General features: G+C 39.4%; 14 protein-coding genes. 5 read left to right on the forward strand and 9 right to left on the reverse strand.

From position 1 onward, the window contains the following. The first annotated feature begins 5 nt into the window (after positions 1-5). On the forward strand, positions 6-1,610 hold the full coding sequence (locus tag BIW53_RS20355; protein WP_070993844.1) for an isocitrate lyase: 1,605 nt from the start codon (positions 6-8) through the stop codon (positions 1,608-1,610). A gap of 1,246 nt (positions 1,611-2,856) precedes the next feature. Further along, entirely contained in the window at positions 2,857-3,357 is a 501-nt protein-coding gene (locus tag BIW53_RS20360) for a hypothetical protein (protein WP_070993845.1), read from the forward strand. Positions 3,358-3,382: 25 nt separating this feature from the next. On the opposite strand, the gene BIW53_RS20365 is transcribed toward BIW53_RS20360, so the two are convergent. From BIW53_RS20365 to BIW53_RS20390, 6 genes are all read right to left on the reverse strand, one after another. Further along, the gene (locus tag BIW53_RS20365) at positions 3,383-4,825 is read right to left on the reverse strand and encodes a DNA recombination protein RmuC (protein WP_070993846.1); all 1,443 of its coding nucleotides are present in this window, start codon (positions 4,823-4,825) and stop codon (positions 3,383-3,385) included. Positions 4,826-4,886: 61 nt separating this feature from the next. Next, a complete protein-coding gene (locus BIW53_RS20370; protein WP_070993847.1) occupies positions 4,887-5,573 on the reverse strand; it encodes a response regulator in 687 nt (228 codons plus the stop codon). A 26-nt stretch (positions 5,574-5,599) separates the two neighbouring features. After that, positions 5,600-5,803 (reverse strand): hypothetical protein, encoded by a 204-nt coding sequence (locus BIW53_RS20375; protein ID WP_245699500.1) that lies wholly within the window; start codon positions 5,801-5,803, stop codon positions 5,600-5,602. 267 nt (positions 5,804-6,070) lie between these two features. Next, positions 6,071-9,178 (reverse strand): DEAD/DEAH box helicase, encoded by a 3,108-nt coding sequence (locus BIW53_RS20380; RefSeq protein ID WP_070993849.1) that lies wholly within the window; start codon positions 9,176-9,178, stop codon positions 6,071-6,073. A 166-nt stretch (positions 9,179-9,344) separates the two neighbouring features. Beyond that, complete coding sequence (locus BIW53_RS20385) at positions 9,345-10,307, reverse strand: transcriptional regulator (protein ID WP_070993850.1); 963 nt, start codon at positions 10,305-10,307, stop codon at positions 9,345-9,347. A gap of 16 nt (positions 10,308-10,323) precedes the next feature. Then, on the reverse strand, positions 10,324-11,556 hold the full coding sequence (locus BIW53_RS20390) for an AAA family ATPase (RefSeq protein ID WP_070993851.1): 1,233 nt from the start codon (positions 11,554-11,556) through the stop codon (positions 10,324-10,326). Between the two features lie 710 nt (positions 11,557-12,266). On the opposite strand from BIW53_RS20390, the gene BIW53_RS20395 reads away from it, so the two are divergent. Further along, a complete protein-coding gene (locus tag BIW53_RS20395; protein WP_070993852.1) occupies positions 12,267-13,481 on the forward strand; it encodes a replication protein A in 1,215 nt (404 codons plus the stop codon). 30 nt (positions 13,482-13,511) lie between these two features. Here BIW53_RS20395 and BIW53_RS20400 read toward each other — a convergent pair whose 3' ends face one another. Continuing rightward, positions 13,512-14,381: a DNA replication terminus site-binding protein gene (locus BIW53_RS20400; protein WP_070993853.1), complete on the reverse strand. Its 870-nt coding sequence runs from the start codon at positions 14,379-14,381 to the stop codon at positions 13,512-13,514. A gap of 1,457 nt (positions 14,382-15,838) precedes the next feature. On the opposite strand from BIW53_RS20400, the gene BIW53_RS20410 reads away from it, so the two are divergent. Continuing rightward, positions 15,839-17,194 (forward strand): class II 3-deoxy-7-phosphoheptulonate synthase, encoded by a 1,356-nt coding sequence (locus BIW53_RS20410; protein ID WP_070993855.1) that lies wholly within the window; start codon positions 15,839-15,841, stop codon positions 17,192-17,194. A gap of 25 nt (positions 17,195-17,219) precedes the next feature. Here the strand turns inward: BIW53_RS20410 and ppsR are convergent, their stop codons facing one another. Then, the gene (gene ppsR, locus BIW53_RS20415; protein ID WP_070993856.1) at positions 17,220-18,029 is read right to left on the reverse strand and encodes a posphoenolpyruvate synthetase regulatory kinase/phosphorylase PpsR; all 810 of its coding nucleotides are present in this window, start codon (positions 18,027-18,029) and stop codon (positions 17,220-17,222) included. 143 nt (positions 18,030-18,172) lie between these two features. On the opposite strand from ppsR, the gene ppsA reads away from it, so the two are divergent. Beyond that, positions 18,173-20,548, forward strand: coding sequence for a phosphoenolpyruvate synthase (ppsA, locus tag BIW53_RS20420; protein WP_070993857.1), 2,376 nt, complete (start codon positions 18,173-18,175; stop codon positions 20,546-20,548). Positions 20,549-20,596: 48 nt separating this feature from the next. Here the strand turns inward: ppsA and BIW53_RS20425 are convergent, their stop codons facing one another. Then, a complete protein-coding gene (locus tag BIW53_RS20425; protein WP_342671990.1) occupies positions 20,597-20,860 on the reverse strand; it encodes a PGPGW domain-containing protein in 264 nt (87 codons plus the stop codon). Positions 20,861-20,891 lie beyond the last annotated feature (31 nt).

Consider the following 20,891-nt stretch of genomic DNA (forward strand, 5'->3'; position numbering starts at 1 on the left):
AAATTATGACTCGTTATCAATCACAGCTAGATAAGTTCAGCACGCTTTGTCAAACCCAAGGTAAAACTTGGCAATCAATCAACCCTGAATTTGCCAGTAGAATGAACTTGCAAAACCGCTTTAAAACGGGCTTGGATATTGCAAAATATACTGCAAAAGTCATGCGCGAAGACATGAATGCTTACGATCAAGATAGCAGTCAATACACTCAATCATTAGGCTGCTGGCATGGCTTTACTGCTCAGCAAATGATGATGGCTATTAAAAGACACCAGAAAACAACCAAGCGCTCATATGTTTATCTCAGTGGTTGGATGGTCGCGGCGTTACGCTCGGAGTTTGGTCCATTACCAGATCAAAGTATGCATGAAAAAACAGCTGTTCCTGGTCTGATTGAAGAGATCTACACATTCTTAAAACAAGCTGATGCTCGTGAGTTAGATCACTTGTATCGTGAGTTGGACCAAGCAAATGCCAAAGGCTTAGATAGCAGCGCAATTATCGAAAAAATTGATAACTTTGAAACCCACATTGTTCCTATTATTGCAGACATTGATGCAGGCTTCGGTAACGAAGAAGCGACCTACCTTCTCGCTAAAAAGATGATAGAGGCGGGTGCATGTGCAATTCAAATCGAAAACCAAGTATCAGATGCGAAACAATGCGGTCATCAGGCAGGTAAAGTAACGGTGCCTCATGAGGACTTCCTAGCTAAAATAAACGCTGTACGCTACGCATTTTTAGAGCTTGGTGTTGAAGATGGGATCATTGTGGCACGCACAGACTCGCTAGGTGCCAGCCTGACGCAAAAGGTTCCAGTATCAAAAACACCTGGAGATCTGGCTAGCCAATATACTGCATTTTTAGACACTACACCGGTTAACAGTGCTGATGATCTTCAAGATGGCGAAATGGCTATTAAACTTGAAGGACAATTGCGCAAACCAGTTCGTTTAGATAACGGCTTGTATCAATTTAGAGAAGGTACAGAAAAAGACCGAGTCGTGCTAGATTGTGTTACTAGCCTTCAATCTGGTGCTGATCTACTCTGGATCGAAACAGAAAAACCTAATGTTCAACAAATTGCTGAATTGGTTAACCGCGTTAAAGAGCAAGTTCCCAATGCAAAACTCGTATACAACAATTCGCCATCATTTAACTGGACATTGAAGTTCCGTGAACAAGTATATGCTCAGTGGCAACAAGAAGGGAAAGATCTTTCTCAATACCCGGATCCGAGTCAAGATGCTAAGGCCCTTATGGATCCTCAGCTGGATAGCTCAGAGTTGGCAACAGCAGCTGACATACTAGTACAAAATTTCCAACGTGATGGTGCGCGTGAGGCGGGTATTTTCCACCACCTAATCACTTTGCCAACATACCACACCGCAGCGTTAAGCACCGACATTTTGGCCGAAGGCTACTTTGGTGATTTAGGTATGCTTGCATATGTGCGTGATGTGCAACGACAAGAAATTCGTCGTGAACAAGCATCCGTTAAGCACCAAGATTTAGCAGGCTCTAATATTGGCGATACACATAAAGAATACTTTTCTGGGGAGAATGCTCTCAAAGCGGGCGGTGAAGCAAATACCATGAATCAGTTCTAACACCAATCAAGGTTGTTCCTTAACTCAGGGGTCTACAGGCCCCTTTTTTTATGCATTCATAATGAACGGATCAGGATTTTACTAAATCATGTTGATAAGACCAAATATTGTGTTAATTCAGCTCTCCAATCACTTAAATCTAGGAAAAAAAGGGCCATTATCAAACTTCTTTAAATATTAAGCATATTTTTGCCCCTTCCCAGAACAAAATTTTACTAACCTAGATAGCGCTGGAACACAATTTTACTAACTTACAGAGTAAATAAACCGAATTTTTACCAACTGATTTGCTAATAAACCGAAATTTTACTAACTCATTGATTAACTAGGTGAGCAAACGCTATTATTGAAAAATACTCAATTTGTAAACCCCCTTTACACTTAGCGATATTGTTCAATACAGGTCAATGTATTACTCATTTCAATCTATAAAAATCACACACCACAAAGCGTGTTACATGCTGTTTCGCAAACACAGTTAATTATCAGAGCTTTTTATCAACGTTTTCAGAAAAACCATTTAGCCCACTCTTTTAGTGGTTAAAAACCAGACGCTGCATAAGTGATTCGTCCAGCAACGCTTAATAACTATTTGAACTAGAACAACTAAATGACAATGCTCAACACAAGTTACAGATTTATACCTCTCGCCAGAGTTGTAGTTAGTATTTTTCTGATCTTTAGTCATATATCACTGTATATTACACACAACAGGTATTCTATGAGCTGCCTAAGAAAAGGAGCAATGCCTAAGTAAATAAAGAAAACGTAACTGCCACTATGTTAAATTTGATACGTTAAACATGTTTATCTGTTGATTAATAAGGGTCTTTTCTAGCTCTCAGTGAGCGAAAACACATACTTTACTAGCACATAATTTCCATATCTAAACTTAGAACTAATAAGAAAACACGGCGCAAAGATCAGGATATTACTAACTTGCTATAACCTACTCCCACGACTGACTTCAAAGCCTATCTATGACAATTTATTTCTATATTTTGACGATAGGAAAATCATTGACGGCCCCCATTGAACTTGTTTCAGTTACACGCTATTTAATTGTGATAAGCCTTCATTCGCTATTTCTAGACATTAAGGATAAATCAACTTGCTAGAGCACCTACTTTTTAGTTCATATGAACTAAATCGAAGCACAACCAAACTCTATAAGTTTATTCTTACTACTCCATTTTTCTTACACATTTTCTTCGTCTAATAATCGCCATAGACGGAGGACAATTAAATGACACAACCAACCATTAAGCATGGCGATTGGGCAAAAATACAAGAAACGCGAGCAAAGAAGAAGCAAGCGTCAGCAAAAAACAGAGCAAATAATGTAACTATCATTTTAGCGCTAATTGCTGGATTTGCTGTCATTGCAATGCTGTGGTCAAAACTATTAGATAAAACTAATGAAAGTCGAATACCAGTGTTAAAACAAGAGCAAAAACTAAGAATAGCTCGCCATTTCTCAAAACAATTTATTATGGGAAATTGGCATTTTTATGATGCGGAATTTACCAGCTCAGATATAAATATTTTGATAAAAATGCCCACGAAACTTGCAATGAGTGAACAGCAGGTGGCTCAATACATAAAAGGTTCTATATGTCCGTCATCAAATAGCCGCATATGGCGAGATGTAAACCACTATAACCTGCACATTAATCTATTTGTTGGTAAGCCTCGTAATGGTACCTACACGCAATGTGATAACCCAAATACTCATTACACTGGCTAATCAGCTAGTGTAAAGGGGATTGACACTATTCTAATTCCAGACGTGCTTTCTCCGTAACTTCACTTGGTAGCGACTTCGTAACTGACACCCCAAGCTCCTTGAATTCAGATGCCTGCTTAATTAAGTTTCCTTTCCCACTGTATAGCTGAGCAAAGGCTTTATCATAACTTTCCTTTGCCTTATCCAGTTGCTTGCCGACGCCATCCATACTATTTAAAAAAGCATTCAGCTTGTTGTAAAACTTCTCAGCCCGCAGTGCAAGCTCTCTACTATGTTTACTTTGTTCCTCAAATTTCCATAGCTGTTTAACAATATTAAGGCTAGTTAGTAAAGTGGTGGGTGTAGCCACTAACACATTCATGTCTAAGGCTTGTTGATAAAGCCCAGGATTATGCTTTATGGCCTCAACAAATGCCGACTCCACAGGAATAAACATGACCACTACCTCAGGAGAATTAAGCCCAGGCAATCGCTCATAGGATTTATCTCCCAACTCTTTTATTCTTGCTTGAATAGCCTGGCAATGCTCAACAAGAGCACGTTGCGCTTGCTCAGTATTGTCTGCATTAACATAGCGAGTATATGCATTAAGTGATGTTTTCGCATCTATCACAAGATGGCGCTGCTGAGGCAGATACACGATAACATCGGGACGAAACTTACCTTGTTCTGTGGTAAAAGATACTTCGCGCTTGTAATCAAAGCCAGCTCTTAATCCTGCACTATCAAGTACATTCTCAAGCATTAGCTCCCCCCAATTACCTTGCGTTTTCTTTTGTCCTTGTAATGCGGTGGTGAGTCTATCGGCTTGCTCAGTGATTGATTTGTTGTTCGCTTGCAAATGCATCAACTCAGTTTTTAGCGATGCTCTTTGTTTTAATTCCTCACTATGAATTGCTTCCATTTTATCTCTAAAGCCTTTCAATTCACCTTGTACAGGCTGAAGTATTTGACTCAAGCGCTCTTGGCTTTGGATGTTAAAGCGTGCTGTTTTTTCTTCAAATATTTGATTTGCGATATTTTCAAACTCTTGCTTGAGAAGCGCTTTTGACTTTTCTAACTGCGCTATTTGAGCATCAAAAGCCTGTTGTTTTTGCTCAAGAGTTGTTTTCAGATCAGTGAGTTCTATTTCCAACCCATGAGACTGTTCTCGGCTTTGAGCCAGCGATTGCTCGCTTTGCTGCCATAGTCGTTGATATTGCTCAGCTTGCTGTTGCCTCTCAGACAAACGCGCCTGATATTGCTGGCAATGACCATGTAATTGCAGCTTATCCGCTTGCAACTGCGTGAGTTGTTGTTCAAGTATGGCTTTTTGTGAATTCTGTTGCGCTAAACTCTGCTCTAAACTAGATAACTGCGAGGAAAGTCTCTGTCGATGAATCAAGTACCAGGGAAAGGCAAGCATTGCACCTGCGCTCACAGAGACTACATGTAACCAACTTATTTGTGATATAACGGCATCAAGCATACTTTATCTCAAAGATAATTATCTTATACCAGATAATACCTTAGTGAGTCATTACAAGCACTTAATTCGTGTCATCTTCCAGTTGTTGTGCATCATAACGATAACCGGCCCCATATACTGACCCGATAAGTTTGGCGGAAAAGCCTAACTGTTTAACCTTTTTACGAATATTCTTAATATGGCTGTCGATAACACGGTCTGAAATATCAAAGTTATCCGGTTGGATATGATCTAAAACTTGTTGACGAGAGAAGACTCGACTAGGAGCATTAAATAGCAAAGCGAATATATCGAACTCTACTTTGGTTAATGAAAGCGACTTGTTACAGATAGTAATCGCCAATTGCGATTCATCCACAACCACCTTGTGCAGTGTTGCTGGGGTTGGTGTACAACGCCTTAAAATAGCTTTAATCCGCATTACAAGCTCTGCTGCACTAAATGGCTTACATACATAATCATCCGCGCCAAACTCCAACCCTTTGAGCCTGTCAGCTTCTGTGACCTTTGCCGTAACCATTACGATCGGCACCATGGAAAACTCGCGAATTTGTTTCATGCACTCAACCCCGTCTTGATTGGGTAGCATTATATCCATGACTATTGCATCAGGTTGATTATCTCGCACCCAAGGTACAACCTGTGCACCGTCGGCAATATGTGTGGTTTGAAACCCCGATGCTTTAAAAAACAACAGAACTTGTTCTGCAATGTCAAAGTCATCCTCAACAACTAAAATGTGATGCATAGTCCCTCTGTGGTCGTTTAAGTACTCTACTTTGCTTTGAGTTGCATGAGAGCCTTTCGACGTAGTGAATCTGATAAAGTATCATCTAATAATAACATGGTAAGAATACTATTGAGATCCTCACTTTTCGCAACTTCATCTAAAAGAGCGTAATCACATTGTGACAGCGGTTTTATAAAGTTCAGTTGTGTAGAAGCAACTTCACCACACATTTTTGTGTATCCTTTCATTTTGACTAACCAAACACCTTTTGGCGGCATTAAAGTATCAGTGTCGATATTTCAACTTAACAATGTGGAGTAAATATGGACTTAAGAATAGTATTTACGAAAATGGCAGGTTACATAAAACAAAAAGCCAGCTTACGCTGGCTTTATTACAAATTGTAATCAAGGGGGAAATCAACAAATGCTCATCACTACCAACAAGCATAATCATAGACTGCCCACTTTTAGATTTAGTTCAAAATTAATATCACTTTTTAATAATTAGTTGTATCAGCGCAATAATGACAGCATCTGATCTTCATCAAATTTATTCAAGTTCATAGATTTATCTTCAAACAATGCATCAACTAGAGCTTGCTTTTGGACTTGCATGTTAAAGACTTTCTGCTCTATCGAATTCGCCATTATCAGCTTGTATACAAACACCGGCTTATCTTGGCCAATGCGATACGCTCTATCTGTTGCTTGATTTTCGACCGCAGGATTCCACCAAGGGTCAAAGTGGATCACCGTATCAGCTTGCGTCAAGTTCAATCCTGTTCCGCCAGCTTTAAGACTGATCAAAAATACGTTACATTCGCCGCTTGTAAAGGCCTGTATGGCCTTATCTCTATGTCTTGTTTGCCCAGTTAACATGGTATAAGGCAATCCAAGCGTGGTGCACTGCTGGGCGATTAAATCCAGCACCGTCGTAAACTGGCTGAAGATAATAACTCTTCTTCCTTGTTCTAACATTATTGGTAAATGCTGAGTAAGCCAATCCAGCTTTGCACTTGAAGCATCACTTTGCTTATCAACTAGCTGCGAGTGACAACAGATTTGTCGCAGTTTAAGCAGGGCATCCAAAAACATTAACTTGCTGCGCTGAACACCTTGCTCTTTAAATAGATTTAATAAATTACTTTCAACCTGTTGTTGTACGCTCGCATACAATTGTGCTTGCTTAGGAGAAAATTCCAGCTCTTTTACGAGCTCTGTTTTAGCTGGGAGCTCCTGAACAACCTGTGCTTTAGTGCGACGCAGGATAAATGGCGCTATCACAGAGTGTAACTCTTTGGCACGCGCGGTATCTTGCTCTTTTTCAATAGGGTATTGAAAATACTGTTTAAACTGTTGGCGGGTTCCCAAAATGTCAGGCATGACAAAGTCTAATAGCGACTTAAGCTCTAACAAATTGTTCTCCACTGGAGTACCGCTTAAACACAGCTTAAATTGCGCTTTGAGCTGTTTCACACACTTTGAAATTTGTGCCGACTCATTTTTAATGTATTGAGCTTCATCTAAAACAATCGAGTCGAATTCCAGCGCCTTATAGTACGCTAAATCACGCTTAAGAAGAGGGTAGGTAGTCAGAATAAACTTAGCTTTGTGTACTTTTTCTAGCTGCGTTTCACGGTTGCTACCATGAATCGTGGTTAATGTTAAATGAGGAGCAAAACGTGAAAATTCATTTTGCCAATTCCCAACTAGACTGGTTGGACAAACAATCAGGCTAGGCATATTAACCAAAGTATTATGCTGATTTATAAAGTAAGCAATTACTTGTAATGTTTTACCAAGCCCCATGTCATCAGCCAATATACCACCTAGCTGATGCCTATTTAGAAACTTAAGCCAATTTACGCCCTGTTCTTGATAGTCCCTCAATGTGAACGTCTGATTTGTGCTAGCAGGTATAAGATTACTTGTTGCTTTGGGATGATTTAGCTCGTCTAAATATTCAAGTAATCGCTTATCATCACAACTAACCGCAATATCATCTAAATTGAACAAGTCTTTTGCAAAGTATAACGGAAACTTAAATTGGCTATTAGAAAGGTAATAGCTAAAACGTTCTTTTAATTTAATAAGCTGCTCATAAGTAGCGGTAGGAACGGCGTAAGATTGCTCAGCAATTTTCACATATTGATAGTTGCTCGCCAATTCATTTATCTCAAGACGCGGTTTTACATCCCAATCTAACAAAACCGTTTTATCATCAAATTGAACTTTGCCTAGAATGTGATGATGTCTATCACGTCTAATTGATAAAGAAACCCTAGGCTCGATTACTAAGTTAGTATCGTTAAGCTCTTCAACAACCCAGCCTTTGTTGAGCAATAGCGGGCGAACTTCATTGTTGAACCAATGTTGTGCCTGCTCGCTTTGCGCAGGCAATGTAAATAACCCATCTGAATTACTCAGGCCTAAACCAGTAAGTAATTGCTCACTACGCTTTTGCTGTTTAACAACTTCACTTTTAGCTAAGAGTTTTGAATCATCAAAAGCAAGTTTGAAATAGGTGGCATCACCTGAGTGACTCACACTTAAACGGCTTCTCAGGTTACCGCTGCTCGATACACCTGCAGGAGCCACCCCATCAGGCGCAGCAATCAAATCATCTGAATACAGTTCAGCAAAGCGTTTAGCCACCTGGCTCAACTGCTCAAGCGCAACTGATGGCATGGTTAATAGGTGTGCGATTTCTATACTACTAAGCTCGGAGCTTATGCGACCTACCGACATACGCTCAGTATCAAGATAATAAGGTGGGTCCGTTTTTAACAGCAACCAATGTTCTGTATTAGATAGCTGTGCTTTGAGTTGAGCATATTGGCTATCTTGCTGCCAAACAAACGTCAAAGTTTGTTGATGAGCAGAGGACAAAGGCGTTCTGTTATTTTGAAAGTACAAACGGTTAGTGTGTAACAACTGCTGAAGTGCAGCATATCCCCATGCTCCGCTTAACTCGAAGTGACCTGGTGAGTTTTGAGAGCGGATCCAGGTAAATAGTCTAAAATCTTCATCGGATACACCAGGAGGGGGTAGCTGGCTATTAATTTGTTGTTCTGTAAGTGGCCGACCAAGAGGATAATGACCATCAGGTCTGAATGCGCTGAGTTTGGGCATTACTTGCAACTCGTTACCGTGAACTTCCAGCGAAAACAATAAAACATTATTAATATCTGATGGCTTAGTCAGCTGCAACTGCTCTAATTCATTAAACCAGTCGTTTATCAAATAGGCTTCGCCAAATCCACCTGAATGCTCAATTTTCAGCTTAAGAAGTACCGCAGCGATATGACGACATTTGGCATTACTTGAACAAGTACACTGGGCTTCAACTCGGACCCCATTCGTATTGTGTTCTATGGTGATGTGCTGTGAGAACGTATTGCCATAATTACCAATAATTTGAGCATCTATTTTGGAAAAATCTTCGCTGTGTTCAAGAAAACTAATTTGTGAGTCTTTAAGGTACTCTTTAGCCTTACTCAGCATTTGAGCATTAAAATACTGCTTCAAAAAGCGCTCAGAAAGTGGAAATTGATTTGCTTGTTCTTGTTTAATTTCTTCAAACAAGGCAAGCAACTGTTCTTTAGACAACTGCGTAGACATCAGCACGACACAAAACTTTACCAATCCGCCCAGTATATGGGATCACAGCGCTAAGCAAAAGGGCTTGACCCAGATTTAGCGTAGGTATTTTACTGGTTGGAGCAGAGAATAGGCAGTTTACGCATAGGCCAAGCAATTATTGTAAATTGCCTGGCTTATTTGTAAGCTAATTATAACTAGACAATATTTTTTGAAGTTGATCTAAACGTTTACCTGTCAGCACACGGTTATCAATTTTTATCGTGATGTCGCCAGTTTTAAGGCTTCTTTGTACCTTCACAAAATCACTTTCCAACAGAGATTCGTTGCGATGAGACTTATCTTCGAAGGTTGTCAGATACTTAGTGATCATCAGCGCGCGCTTTTCATCGGTCATTTCTTCAAGCATAAAGGGCTGAGTGCTCAACTCCTGAATCATGCTGTTAAACATGTCAGGGTCTAAGTTAATCGCTTCTATAATTTTTTTCGCAGCTTCACGGCCAACATGATTAGCAGTTGGATACAAATTGAGGACGTGTTTTGGAATGTGCTCATAGGCTTTAATTGCATCGGCGATAGCGGTGTGTGAAACCCCTTCAATTGCAGCTATTTCTCTAAATGAGCCTTTTTTCCCTTGTTCTTGCAGTTTTAGTTTAGTGCCAGCATAAGCCTGACCCAATTCCCATAAACTAGGTGCAATATATTGATCTGATGATACTGCAAGCAATTTAGCATCGTCATCATTAAAGTCGTTTGATGATAAAACGACATAATCGGCGCCTGCAAAAATACATGCTTTACGTCTACGAGAACCAGATAATACCCATTGAATATTATCTTTTTGCCAGCAAAGTGCAGGGTGCAAATTACGTTTATCACTCTTTATCGCTGGCAATATATCAGCGACAGAACGTTCATTGAGCAAAGATTGCTCTCGCCTATTTTGGCCGTAAACCTTTGTTTTTAATTCAATATCTTTATGTCTTATTACGTGACAGGTTAAAGTAATTGTTCTATTCGGATCACTGGGTGCTGGCATAGTGATCACATCACCAACTTTTGCTTGATCCAGTAGATCATCAAGACTGCTTCCTTCAACAGGAGACGCAAAGGGATCTAATCGAGTATCATTTTTACGTTTTTTTGCCATGGGTAAACCTTTATTCTTATTGCGTCAGTGATGATTGGGTTGAAGGCCAGTTTGAGCGGATCAACATTTCTAACTCATCCACTACATCTTTTATATTTTCTTGTGCTTTTATCAAAGACTCTCTACTTGCAAGACTATCCGATGTTTTTTGATCAAAGATTGTATTAAAAGAGGATGAGCTTGCTGTAATAGCAGAACTATGGTTAATCGGATAACTCATAACTTGTCTACCAAAGGCGCTTCGGACATCTTTAACAATATCTCGTTGAGAATGATTACCTTTGACATAGTTGGTTACTAAGAATTGCATGAAATCCCAACCATCGTGGCCCAGTGCAGCAACAGTATGATATATCTCACCCAGTCGTTTTAGATATTTATTGTTAGCATCAAAGTCGACAGCTTCTGGATGAACTGGTATTAACATCGCGGTAGAAGCCATTAATGCATTGTAAAACATAAAGTTAAGTGATGGTGCAGTGTCAATTAGAATAATATCGAATTCATCCTCAACAGGCTCAATTACTTTTTCGTACAACTTGTGATAGTGCCGTGTTTGCTCATAACCAGAACTTTCTTTCAATTCTGTTGCCGTTTCATGTTCGAAGTAAAAATCATCCATACCAGAGGGCAATACTCGAATATTGGGGATATGCGTTGGTTGGAATGCGCTAGAGACAACACTTCGCCATGTTTCGTTTTCTTCAAGCTCAATACAATCACGCATTAAATCACCAACTGTGATTGGTTCGGGGTCATTGGATGGAAAGAAACTTGAAGAAGAACCCTGTGGATCTAGGTCTATTATACCAATGCGATAGCGCTTTATATTCGTTGTGGCTAACGCAGCTGCTATGTTAACCAAAGAGGTTGTTTTACCACATCCACCTTTAAGTGAATTGATGACGATAACTTGGAGTTTGTCGCCTTCTTTACGTTGATCAGCGCTTACGCCCATGATCTCAGCCATTGCAAAAATATTGGCCAAGGTATACGCGTAATGTCCATTTGCACCTTTTTGAATATTCAAGTGATCAAAGTCACCTTGGTCATGTCTTCGCTTTAAGGTTCGGTTATTACAACCTAGTAAGTCTGCAGCGGCTTTTTGAGTATAGGTTCTTAGTTCTTTTTCATCTGTTTTTAGATGTGCCCTATAATGCTGAATTCGACCTTCTAATGATTGTTCTGCGACTTCAGCAGTAGCTTTCAATAAGCTATAAGTTGATAGTGCTTTGTTATTAATTGACATACGCGATATCCTTTACTTGATAGTAAACATTATAATGTCCATCAAATGAGGAGTAAACAATAAAATACCATGACATCGAAAAAAAACCTTATAATTACTTTAACTTAAGTATAAGTAAATAAAGCTTAAATATGGTTAATATATAGGTATTAAAGACTAGAGCTATAAAAATACGTCTTAACTATATAATTAATAAAGAAAAGATCATAAAATACAGATCATCTATTTACGAAGTAAAGATCTGATCTTAATCAAGTCCCAGATCACAAAATAACTAACACGAAATCAGCGAGTTATCTTACAAACAGCTTATCAACAGGGTTATTCACATTTCGGGCCGTGTAGATCATATTTATACTAAGCTAAATCAGTTAGTTATGAACATAAAATGATAAATGCACTCTGTTTTGTTAGTATAGATCGGATCTTTTCTTAGTTCAGATCGGATCCATACCAAGTAGAAGATGAGTTATGCACAGTCATTGTTAAACCTCAGTGCTGTAGGCGATAATTTGGCCAGTATTTCCAGAAAATAAAGCCATTGTTCATGCTCACTTAGTAAAAAGATGATCTGAATATGTCTTGAGTTAGTAAAAATTAGATCTGTAATAAAAAATAGTGATTGGATCAGTTTTTTACTAACATTAGTCATTAACTTTTTTAAACGAATATGTTGTTATAAGCTGTCATAAAATTTTGGAAGTAGAAAAATGAGCCGAAAGGTGAACATCTCAGTAGATAACCTGCCTGATTCGTTACGAGGCCAGATCCATGGTGTGGAAAGTGCAATTGATAATGAAAGTCTCGCATTATTTACTGACAATAAAGATGTTCGGATATCGATAGAAAATGCCGCTCATGGTTTAAGAGCTTATTCGAATACCTTCAATCACTATGATCTTTGGGGGCGTTTTGTTCGCTCTGGTCATAAAAAGTTGCCTCTGGAAGATGCTCCGAAGAAAACCATTGTTACCCGACGTATCTCTGAAAAAGTAGATGGAATTCTTTACGAAGGCGAAATCAAAATAACACCTGCCGTTGTCAGCGCCAAAAAGGATGGTGATGATATGGAGTATTTGGTTTGGCCATCAGATCGTGAAGAAAAAGTCGAGCGTGCATTAATTCGTCTTGCATCTAAAGGTAAGATAGTAAAAATTAATTTCAAATCTGGTATCCAGTATGCGGTGATTTTTTCTATGAATGAGTTAGCTCAAGAATTGAAAGCCGTTGGTCAATCAATGCCATACCCGCAGATTAAAGAATCACTAGAGGCACTACAAGGTTCAAAGCTATCATTCAAATATTCTGCGACAGATACCAGAAATTCAGATATTGATGATTCATTCTACGAATCGAATATGAACTTTTTGTCATCGCTGCATTTTAGTGGAAAGAAAGGCCAAGGCGGAAACATTAAGTGTGTAGCATGTTTGAATGCATTTGTTCACAACATGATTGATAACTTGGAGTATAAAGGATATTACTTTAATAGCGCCCAAGAATTAAAACGTGGTTTATCTCGTTGGATGATGCTTAGGTTATATCATCTTTGGCGGTACGCTGCGCCAGGAAAAACATATCACTTTCGGTTGTTATCTATCATGGAAAAGTACGGAACAATCTATTCAACAGATGATATTTCTGAAAACAAGTTAAAAGCGCTTCGCCGTGATATGACAACCACAATGAAAGACTTAATAGAGAAGGGCGCTATTTCAGAATATAACATTACTAATGTTAAGGATGATAAAACAGGGCAAATCATAGACTATGTCTATGAAATGCACCCATCAGCACAGTTTTGTGAAGAGATACTCGCGTTGAACAAGCATCACAAGCGAATCGAAATTCAAGGTGGTAAACGAATAGTCGAAAATGCTGAAGTAATAGACGAAGACACATTAGAAGAAATAGTTAAAAAATAAATTTTAAAAAGCGCCATAAAGGCGCTTTTTCTATTCCACTTTTTCCAAGTAGATTCGGTCAACCAAAAAATTGTACGCTCTTTTTCTTGGATGACTATCAGCCTTTTCGTAATTTGATAAGTCGCCTAACTTAGTTTCTGGGTGTGGGTTGAATAATATAAATGGTAAAGCAGCGCTAACATGATAACGCTTTTGTGCAGTAAAACGCACGTTTACTTCAGGTGATACTCTTGTTGGTCGTCTGATTCTTAATTTACTTTTGGAATTCAAGCTATTTACTCGGATCTTCTCTTGTTCAACTAAAGTTTGCCAAGATTGTTGGTCAATCATTCTTGGGTTTGAATAGTTTGATGAACGGGAAAGCATTTCCAAAGCAGCTTCTTTAGAAAGAGTACGAGTCGCATGTTTGGTCATCCATGTAAATCTTATGGAGTAGGGAATAGCGGTTTCACTATGGATCTTTCTATAGCCGGCAATGGTAATTAATGATGGAACTGCACTATGAACGGCCTCGAAACGTGCATCATTATTTGGAATTTCTAAAATAAGCTCTTTGAACTTTTGCTTGGCTTCGTTCACTGCTTTAAGTCGTGCTTGTAGACCACCATCATGATCATTAATAGCTATGAGTCCCGGATGTCGCTGAACTACCTTACCGCTAACCTTTTGTCCCATGAATAAATCTTTGTAAGCGCTTACTATCTTATTAGTAGCTTCTTGGCCTTTTATCTTATTCACACTAATAGAAAGTGGTGCTTTTTCTTCCTGTTCCTTATCAATTTTAGGTAACTCGAAGTAAGTAGACTTTACAATATTTGAATTTTGCAATTCCTCACAGAACAGAGATAACTGCTCATGAAGTAAGTCGAATTGGGAACGAATTGAGAATTTTGATGCCATGAAGAACACATCATCCTTTTTAATTGTGAAATGCTGACCTTTGCCTGTGAGAACTTTATGTACGATGTGTTCTCTTACGTGATGATAGCAGATGTTCGTCTTTTTATAAAAGATAATTTGTTTCTCTTATTTATTCATAAAGCGAACCTGTTCGACCAACATTTTTGTTTTATAACACTGATTATCAAAGCCTTGAAAAAATAAGTACATACTGATGTTACGTCACGTAATTGAATCTATTACACATAAAGATATTTGGAATTAAAATCGTAGTAAGTAATCACTTACGGTAGTTCTATTCTTGGTGATTTTTGTTTTATACATCTCGGTGTTTAACTAGTTATTGAGATACAATGTTGTATGATGTGTTCTTATTTACATTATAGCAATTCCTCTTTTTTGATGGCGAGATAATTTAATTTTATGTCGTGATTTCCCAAAAAGGTTTGAGAATTACCAGATAGAAACAGTTGCTATGAAACATATAGAAATAACTTTAGAGTCTTCTACTTAATGAGAGGAAGATTGACTCGGTAACAAAGCATTCACTATGGATGAACAGAACTGGGTTCTATTTAAATATACGCAATCAGATATTCAAGGGTGGATTGTTTGTCCTCCTGAATTTGACAGCAGAAAAATGTCCCATTGGCACGAGAGGAACTATGATAGACCGGTTTCTATTATGGTCCATATTTAGCGCTGAAGTACAAATTTTTGCCGCTAGGGTCAATGTTGTTTTATACATGAAATCTAGCAGCATAGACTCATAGATAAATGCGCTTAAGCAGGTTAATTACAGCTATTCAAATTTTAATGACCTGGGTTTGATGTATTGGTTGATTAGGGCTCGGTGGGGTGTATCAATCATCTAGATTATTGGCCTTATACGGATTTAGCTTTATGGTCACCGCTAATTCTCACTTATTTTTCATGGATTACCGCTTCTTGGTAAACCTTTAGAGCATAGCGAACACTATATGGGACGTTCACCCATAAGCTATGAAGAAACTAGTCCATTTAATTATCACAAATTTTAATAATTATTAGTGAAGGGGAAGAGCGGGGGATGCCCTGATAGATTATGTTAAATTTAGCTTCTTTGAAACCTATACGGACTTAGTCTTCAATTCAATTCAATGAACTTATGCTGTCAGCTAGCTTCTCTAACTAACTATTCCATATCATATAAAGCAGTGAATCGAAGAATTCCTTTAGCCTCAAAAATATACAAGTATGTTTATTGTTCATGCTATACAGGTCATAAAATTTTTCATCTTGGCTATCCGGTTGGGTGTTAGTTAATACATATTTTATGTAGTGCTGACCTGTTCATATAATTGATTAAATGTATGATGTGTTCTTAAAGTGAAAGAATATTAAATTTTCCTTGATGCCAAGACGTCTATACGTTACTTTCAACTTGAAGTAATACTACTTGGAATGAGGAAAATAGAATGAAACCATGGAGTCCTGACAGTTGGAGAGATCATCCAATTGTTCAGCAACCTGAATACCCCGATCAGTCAGCACTAAAAGAAGTCGAAAAACAACTTAATAGTGCTCCGCCATTAGTTTTTGCGGAAGAGACTCGTAGTTTGTATAAACAACTAGCAGACGTCTGTGAGGGCAAAGCGTTTTTGTTACAAGGCGGTGACTGTGCAGAATCGTTTTCAGATTTTAATGCCGCAAACATCAGAGATACTTTTAAAACATTATTGCAAATGGCTGTAGTGTTAACTTATGGCGGTAAATGTCCCGTTGTAAAAATAGCTCGTATGGCTGGCCAATACGCTAAGCCGCGTTCATCAGATTTCGAGACTATCGATGGTATTTCATTACCTTCATATCGTGGCGATATTATCAATAACTTTGAATTTACAGAAACGTCAAGAATACCAGATCCAAACCGTTTGATGACCGCTTATCATCATAGTGCAGCAACGCTAAACCTCTTAAGAGCGTTTGCTCAAGGTGGATTAGCTGATTTACACCAAGTAAATCGCTGGAATATGAGCTTTGTCGCAGCGAATCCTTTAAAAGAAAAGTTTCAACAGTTGGCTGACCGCATTCAAGACGCTCTCGAGTTTATGGAAGTGTGCGGTATAGTTTCAGCGGTAGCTCCAAGCTTAAAAGAAACTGATTTGTATACGTCTCACGAAGCGTTACTGCTTGGGTATGAAGAAGCACTAACTCGACGAGATCACTTAAGCGGCGATTGGTACGACTGTTCGGCACACTTTGTATGGATAGGTGAGCGCACGCGTCAGCTTGATCACGCGCATATCGAATTTTTCAGGGGTATAAAGAACCCTATAGGAGTTAAAGTCGGCCCAGGAATGAAGCCAGATGAGCTCATTGAACTAATCGATGCTCTCAACCCTGAGAATATTCCAGGGCGTTTAACATTAATTACCCGTATGGGCGCAGATGTGTTGCCAGAAAAGTTACCAGCATTAGTTAGAAAAGTGCAAGAAGAAGGTCGCAAGGTTATTTGGTCCTCAGACCCTATGCATGGCAATACTGAAAAAGCCAGTACAGGTTATAAAACCCGTAGCTTCAACAATATTCTACGTGAAATCAGCCAGTTCTTTGCTGTACATAAAGCCGAAGGTTCTTACCCGGGCGGTGTTCATTTAGAAATGACCGGCCAGCATGTTACCGAATGTACTGGTGGCGCTTATGGCCTTTCTGATGAAGATTTGGCGCAAAGGTATCGCACTCAGTGTGATCCTAGACTTAATGCTGACCAGGTACTCGAATTAGGTTTCTTGGTTGCTGATTTACTCAAAGACGCACGAACTAAAGCATAATATACAGGCCGCGTCAGCGGCCTTTTTAATATTTGCGTCTTGTTAAACCTGTTTCTGAAATTATCTTGGCTGATATTTCTTCCACGGAATGGCTCGTTGAGTTTAGATATGGCGTTTTATGTCGCTTAAAAAGCATTTCGACTTCGCGAACTTCAATGCGACATTGACGTAACGACGCATATTTTGAATTTGCCATCCTACCTTCACGAATTGCAGAAAGACGCTCAGGGTTAATAGTCAATCCAAATAACTTGTGTTTGTATGGGAGCAGACAACTAGGGAAGTTGCCCTTTTCTAGGTCATCCTCTGTCATTGGATAGTTAGCTGCTTTTATTCCGTATTGAAGTGCTAGATACAAACTTGTTGGGGTTTTACCACTTCGACTGACACCCACTAATATTATATCTGCTTGTTCATAATCTTTAATATTTGCACCGTCATCATTGGCTAACGCGTAGTTAACTGCATCGATGCGAAAGTCATAACTTGCTTCATGAATAGAGTGTGTGCGGTGAATTTTTGGCACAGGGTCTACATTCAGTTCTTTTTTTACTACTTTACTGGCAAGAGCCAAAAAATCGTAACATACGCCCTGTGATGAGAGAATAATTTCTGATAATTCTGGGTTAACGAAAGTGAAAAATACCAGCGGACGTTCGCCACAACTTTCCGCAGTTGAATCTATAAGCCTTTTAATTTCCATCGCTTTTTTTTTAGTTTCAACAAATGGGATAGTTTGATGATTAAATTCCACCGGAAACATTGAAAGCGTTGCGTGGCCAAATACCTCGGATGTGATAGCCGTTCCGTCTGAAATATAAAATGCCGTTCTCATGATAACCTTATTGTTTCAAATTAACTGAATTTTTCCTAACGCGGTTTACGTAGGTGTCCTTACCAGTGTAGAATGCCTGCGACCCCTACAAAAGGTCAAACAATCTCTCACATTTATTACAATTTGTTTTTGGAGACAGTTCCGTGCAAGACTACGTTCTCTGGTATCAAGAGTTAGGTATGCAAGACGTGCCTCGAGTTGGTGGTAAAAATGCTTCACTTGGGGAAATGATATCTAATCTATCAAACGCTGGTGTACAAGTTCCAGGAGGATTCGCGACTACCGCAGAAGCCTTTAATGAATTCCTTGACCAATCTGGTTTAAACGAAAAGATCCACACCATACTAGATACCCTTGATGTCGATGACGTCAACACCCTCGCCAAGGTTGGCACACAGATCAGACAATGGATCATAGATACTCCCTTCCAACCCGCTCTAGACCAAGCAATCCGCGACGCTTACGCCGCTCTTCAAGGCGATACAAATTCAGACGTTTCATTTGCAGTGCGTTCATCAGCTACAGCTGAAGATATGCCTGATGCATCATTTGCAGGTCAGCAAGAAACATTCCTGAACGTTCGTGGCATTGACTCTGTGATGGTTGCGATTAAACACGTATTTGCTTCGTTATTTAATGACCGAGCAATTTCTTATCGTGTTCACCAAGGTTATGATCACCGTGGAGTTGCTTTATCTGCTGGTATCCAACGCATGGTTCGTTCAGACAAAGCATCTTCTGGCGTTATGTTCAGTATTGATACCGAATCTGGTTTTGAAGACGTAGTGTTTGTAACATCAAGCTACGGTCTAGGTGAGATGGTTGTTCAGGGTGCTGTAAACCCAGACGAATTTTATGTCCATAAGCCAACACTAAACAAAGGCTTACCTGCCGTTGTTCGTCGTAACATTGGCTCCAAAGCGATTCAAATGATTTACTCAAGTGACGAGTCACACGGTAAGCAAGTTGAAATCGTAGATATGGACCCAGCGAAATCTTCTCAATTCTCAATTACTGATGAAGAAGTGCAAGAACTCGCTAAGCAAGCAGTTATCATTGAAAAACACTACGGCCGTCCAATGGATATTGAATGGGCTAAAGATGGTAACGACGGCAGACTTTATATTGTTCAAGCGCGCCCTGAAACGGTTCGCTCGAATGAAGATGCAAACGTTATGGAGCGCTTCCAACTTAAAGCTCAGTCAAACGTAATTGCCGAGGGTCGTGCTATTGGTCACAAGATCGGTGCAGGTGTTGTCCGAGTCCTAAACTCAATCGACGAAATGGACAAAGTGCAACAAGGTGACGTACTCGTTACTGACATGACTGACCCAGATTGGGAGCCAATCATGAAGCGCGCAGCGGCAATCGTAACAAACCGCGGTGGCCGTACATGTCACGCTGCAATTATTGCACGTGAATTAGGTATTCCTGCGGTAGTAGGTTGTGGCAATGCCACTGACCTTATTACCAATAACCAACATGTAACAGTGTCATGTGCCGAAGGCGATACTGGTTATATCTACGAAGGTGAATTGGAGTATGAAGTGATCTCGTCACGTGTTGACGAAATGCCTGAACTTCCAATGAAGATAATGATGAACGTTGGTAACCCCGACCGTGCTTTCGACTTTGCTAGATTACCACATGCTGGTATCGGGCTCGCGCGTTTAGAGTTTATCATTAATCGTATGATTGGTGTTCACCCTAAAGCTCTCATCAATTTTGATAGCCAACCTGCTGATTTACAAGCAGAGATTAACGATATTATCGCAGGCTATGAGTCACCTGTTGAATTCTACATTGCTAAGCTCGTTGAAGGTATCGCTACATTAGGTTGTGCCTTTGCACCAGAGCGCGTAATCGTTCGTATGTCTGATTTTAAATCTAACGAGTACGCGAACCTTGTGGGTGGTCAGCAATATGAGCCAGAAGAAGAAAACCCAATGATTGGTTTCCGTGGAGCTTCTCGCTATATTTCTGAAGACTTCCGTGAGTGTTTCGCACTTGAATGTGAAGCAATCAAACGTGTACGCAATGGTATGGGGTTAACCAACGTTGAGATCATGATCCCATTTGTTCGCACGTTGGAAGAAGCGGCGCAAGTTATTGAACTTCTTGAAGCTCACGGCTTAAAACGTGGTGAGAATGGCCTAAAAGTTATCATGATGTGTGAGTTACCATCAAATGCACTACTTGCAGAGGAATTCCTAGAGTACTTCGACGGTTTCTCAATTGGTTCTAACGATCTAACTCAGCTAACTTTGGGTCTTGACCGTGATTCTGGATTAATCGCACATCTATTTGATGAGCGTAATCCAGCTATCAAAAAGCTACTTTCAATGGCAATCAAAACAGCCAAAGAAAAGGGTAAGTATGTAGGTATTTGTGGTCAAGGTCCTTCTGATCATGAAGACTTTGCAGCTTGGTTGGTAGAGCAGGGGATTGACTCTGTTTCACTGAATCCCGACACAGTTTTAGAAACTTGGTTATATTTAGCTGACAAGCTGAAAGGTTAACCGAAACTGCCATTTAAAAGGCCGGTGTTTACCGGCCTTTTTTATTTCTTACTTTAGTCTATCTAACTTGTAGCACGCCTTAGTAAATATTGACTGTACCTTCTTTAACCAAGTTCGAGCCCTTGGGTAATACATCGAGAAACACACCAACGCCGCAAGCAAAAATACTATTGATGGCCCCGGAACAATAATAAAAACAAGTGCTAATAGCACAAACAGACTACCAAGAAGTAAAATACAGAGTTTTTTCATTGGCAATTCTCCAAAAGTTACCATCCTAATATAGAGCATAGGATATGTCAGAGTTGTCATAATATGTAACAAAGATTAAATTTCTCAATTT

It is taken from the genome of Pseudoalteromonas byunsanensis (assembly GCF_001854475.1).
Classification (GTDB): domain Bacteria; phylum Pseudomonadota; class Gammaproteobacteria; order Enterobacterales; family Alteromonadaceae; genus Pseudoalteromonas; species Pseudoalteromonas byunsanensis.

Coding starts and splice junctions, on each gene's coding strand:
- BIW53_RS20380 (WP_070993849.1), bottom strand. CDS start 9,178: ATGTCTACGCAGTTGTCTAAAGAACAGTTGCTTGCCTTGTTTGAAGAA.
- BIW53_RS20385 (WP_070993850.1), bottom strand. CDS start 10,307: ATGGCAAAAAAACGTAAAAATGATACTCGATTAGATCCCTTTGCGTCT.
- BIW53_RS20400 (WP_070993853.1), bottom strand. CDS start 14,381: ATGGCATCAAAATTCTCAATTCGTTCCCAATTCGACTTACTTCATGAG.
- BIW53_RS20410 (WP_070993855.1), top strand. CDS start 15,839: ATGAAACCATGGAGTCCTGACAGTTGGAGAGATCATCCAATTGTTCAG.
- BIW53_RS20375 (WP_245699500.1), bottom strand. CDS start 5,803: ATGAAAGGATACACAAAAATGTGTGGTGAAGTTGCTTCTACACAACTG.
- BIW53_RS20425 (WP_342671990.1), bottom strand. CDS start 20,860: ATGACAACTCTGACATATCCTATGCTCTATATTAGGATGGTAACTTTT.
- BIW53_RS20370 (WP_070993847.1), bottom strand. CDS start 5,573: ATGCATCACATTTTAGTTGTTGAGGATGACTTTGACATTGCAGAACAA.
- BIW53_RS20390 (WP_070993851.1), bottom strand. CDS start 11,556: ATGTCAATTAATAACAAAGCACTATCAACTTATAGCTTATTGAAAGCT.
- ppsR (WP_070993856.1), bottom strand. CDS start 18,029: ATGAGAACGGCATTTTATATTTCAGACGGAACGGCTATCACATCCGAG.
- BIW53_RS20355 (WP_070993844.1), top strand. CDS start 6: ATGACTCGTTATCAATCACAGCTAGATAAGTTCAGCACGCTTTGTCAA.
- BIW53_RS20395 (WP_070993852.1), top strand. CDS start 12,267: ATGAGCCGAAAGGTGAACATCTCAGTAGATAACCTGCCTGATTCGTTA.
- BIW53_RS20365 (WP_070993846.1), bottom strand. CDS start 4,825: ATGCTTGATGCCGTTATATCACAAATAAGTTGGTTACATGTAGTCTCT.
- BIW53_RS20360 (WP_070993845.1), top strand. CDS start 2,857: ATGACACAACCAACCATTAAGCATGGCGATTGGGCAAAAATACAAGAA.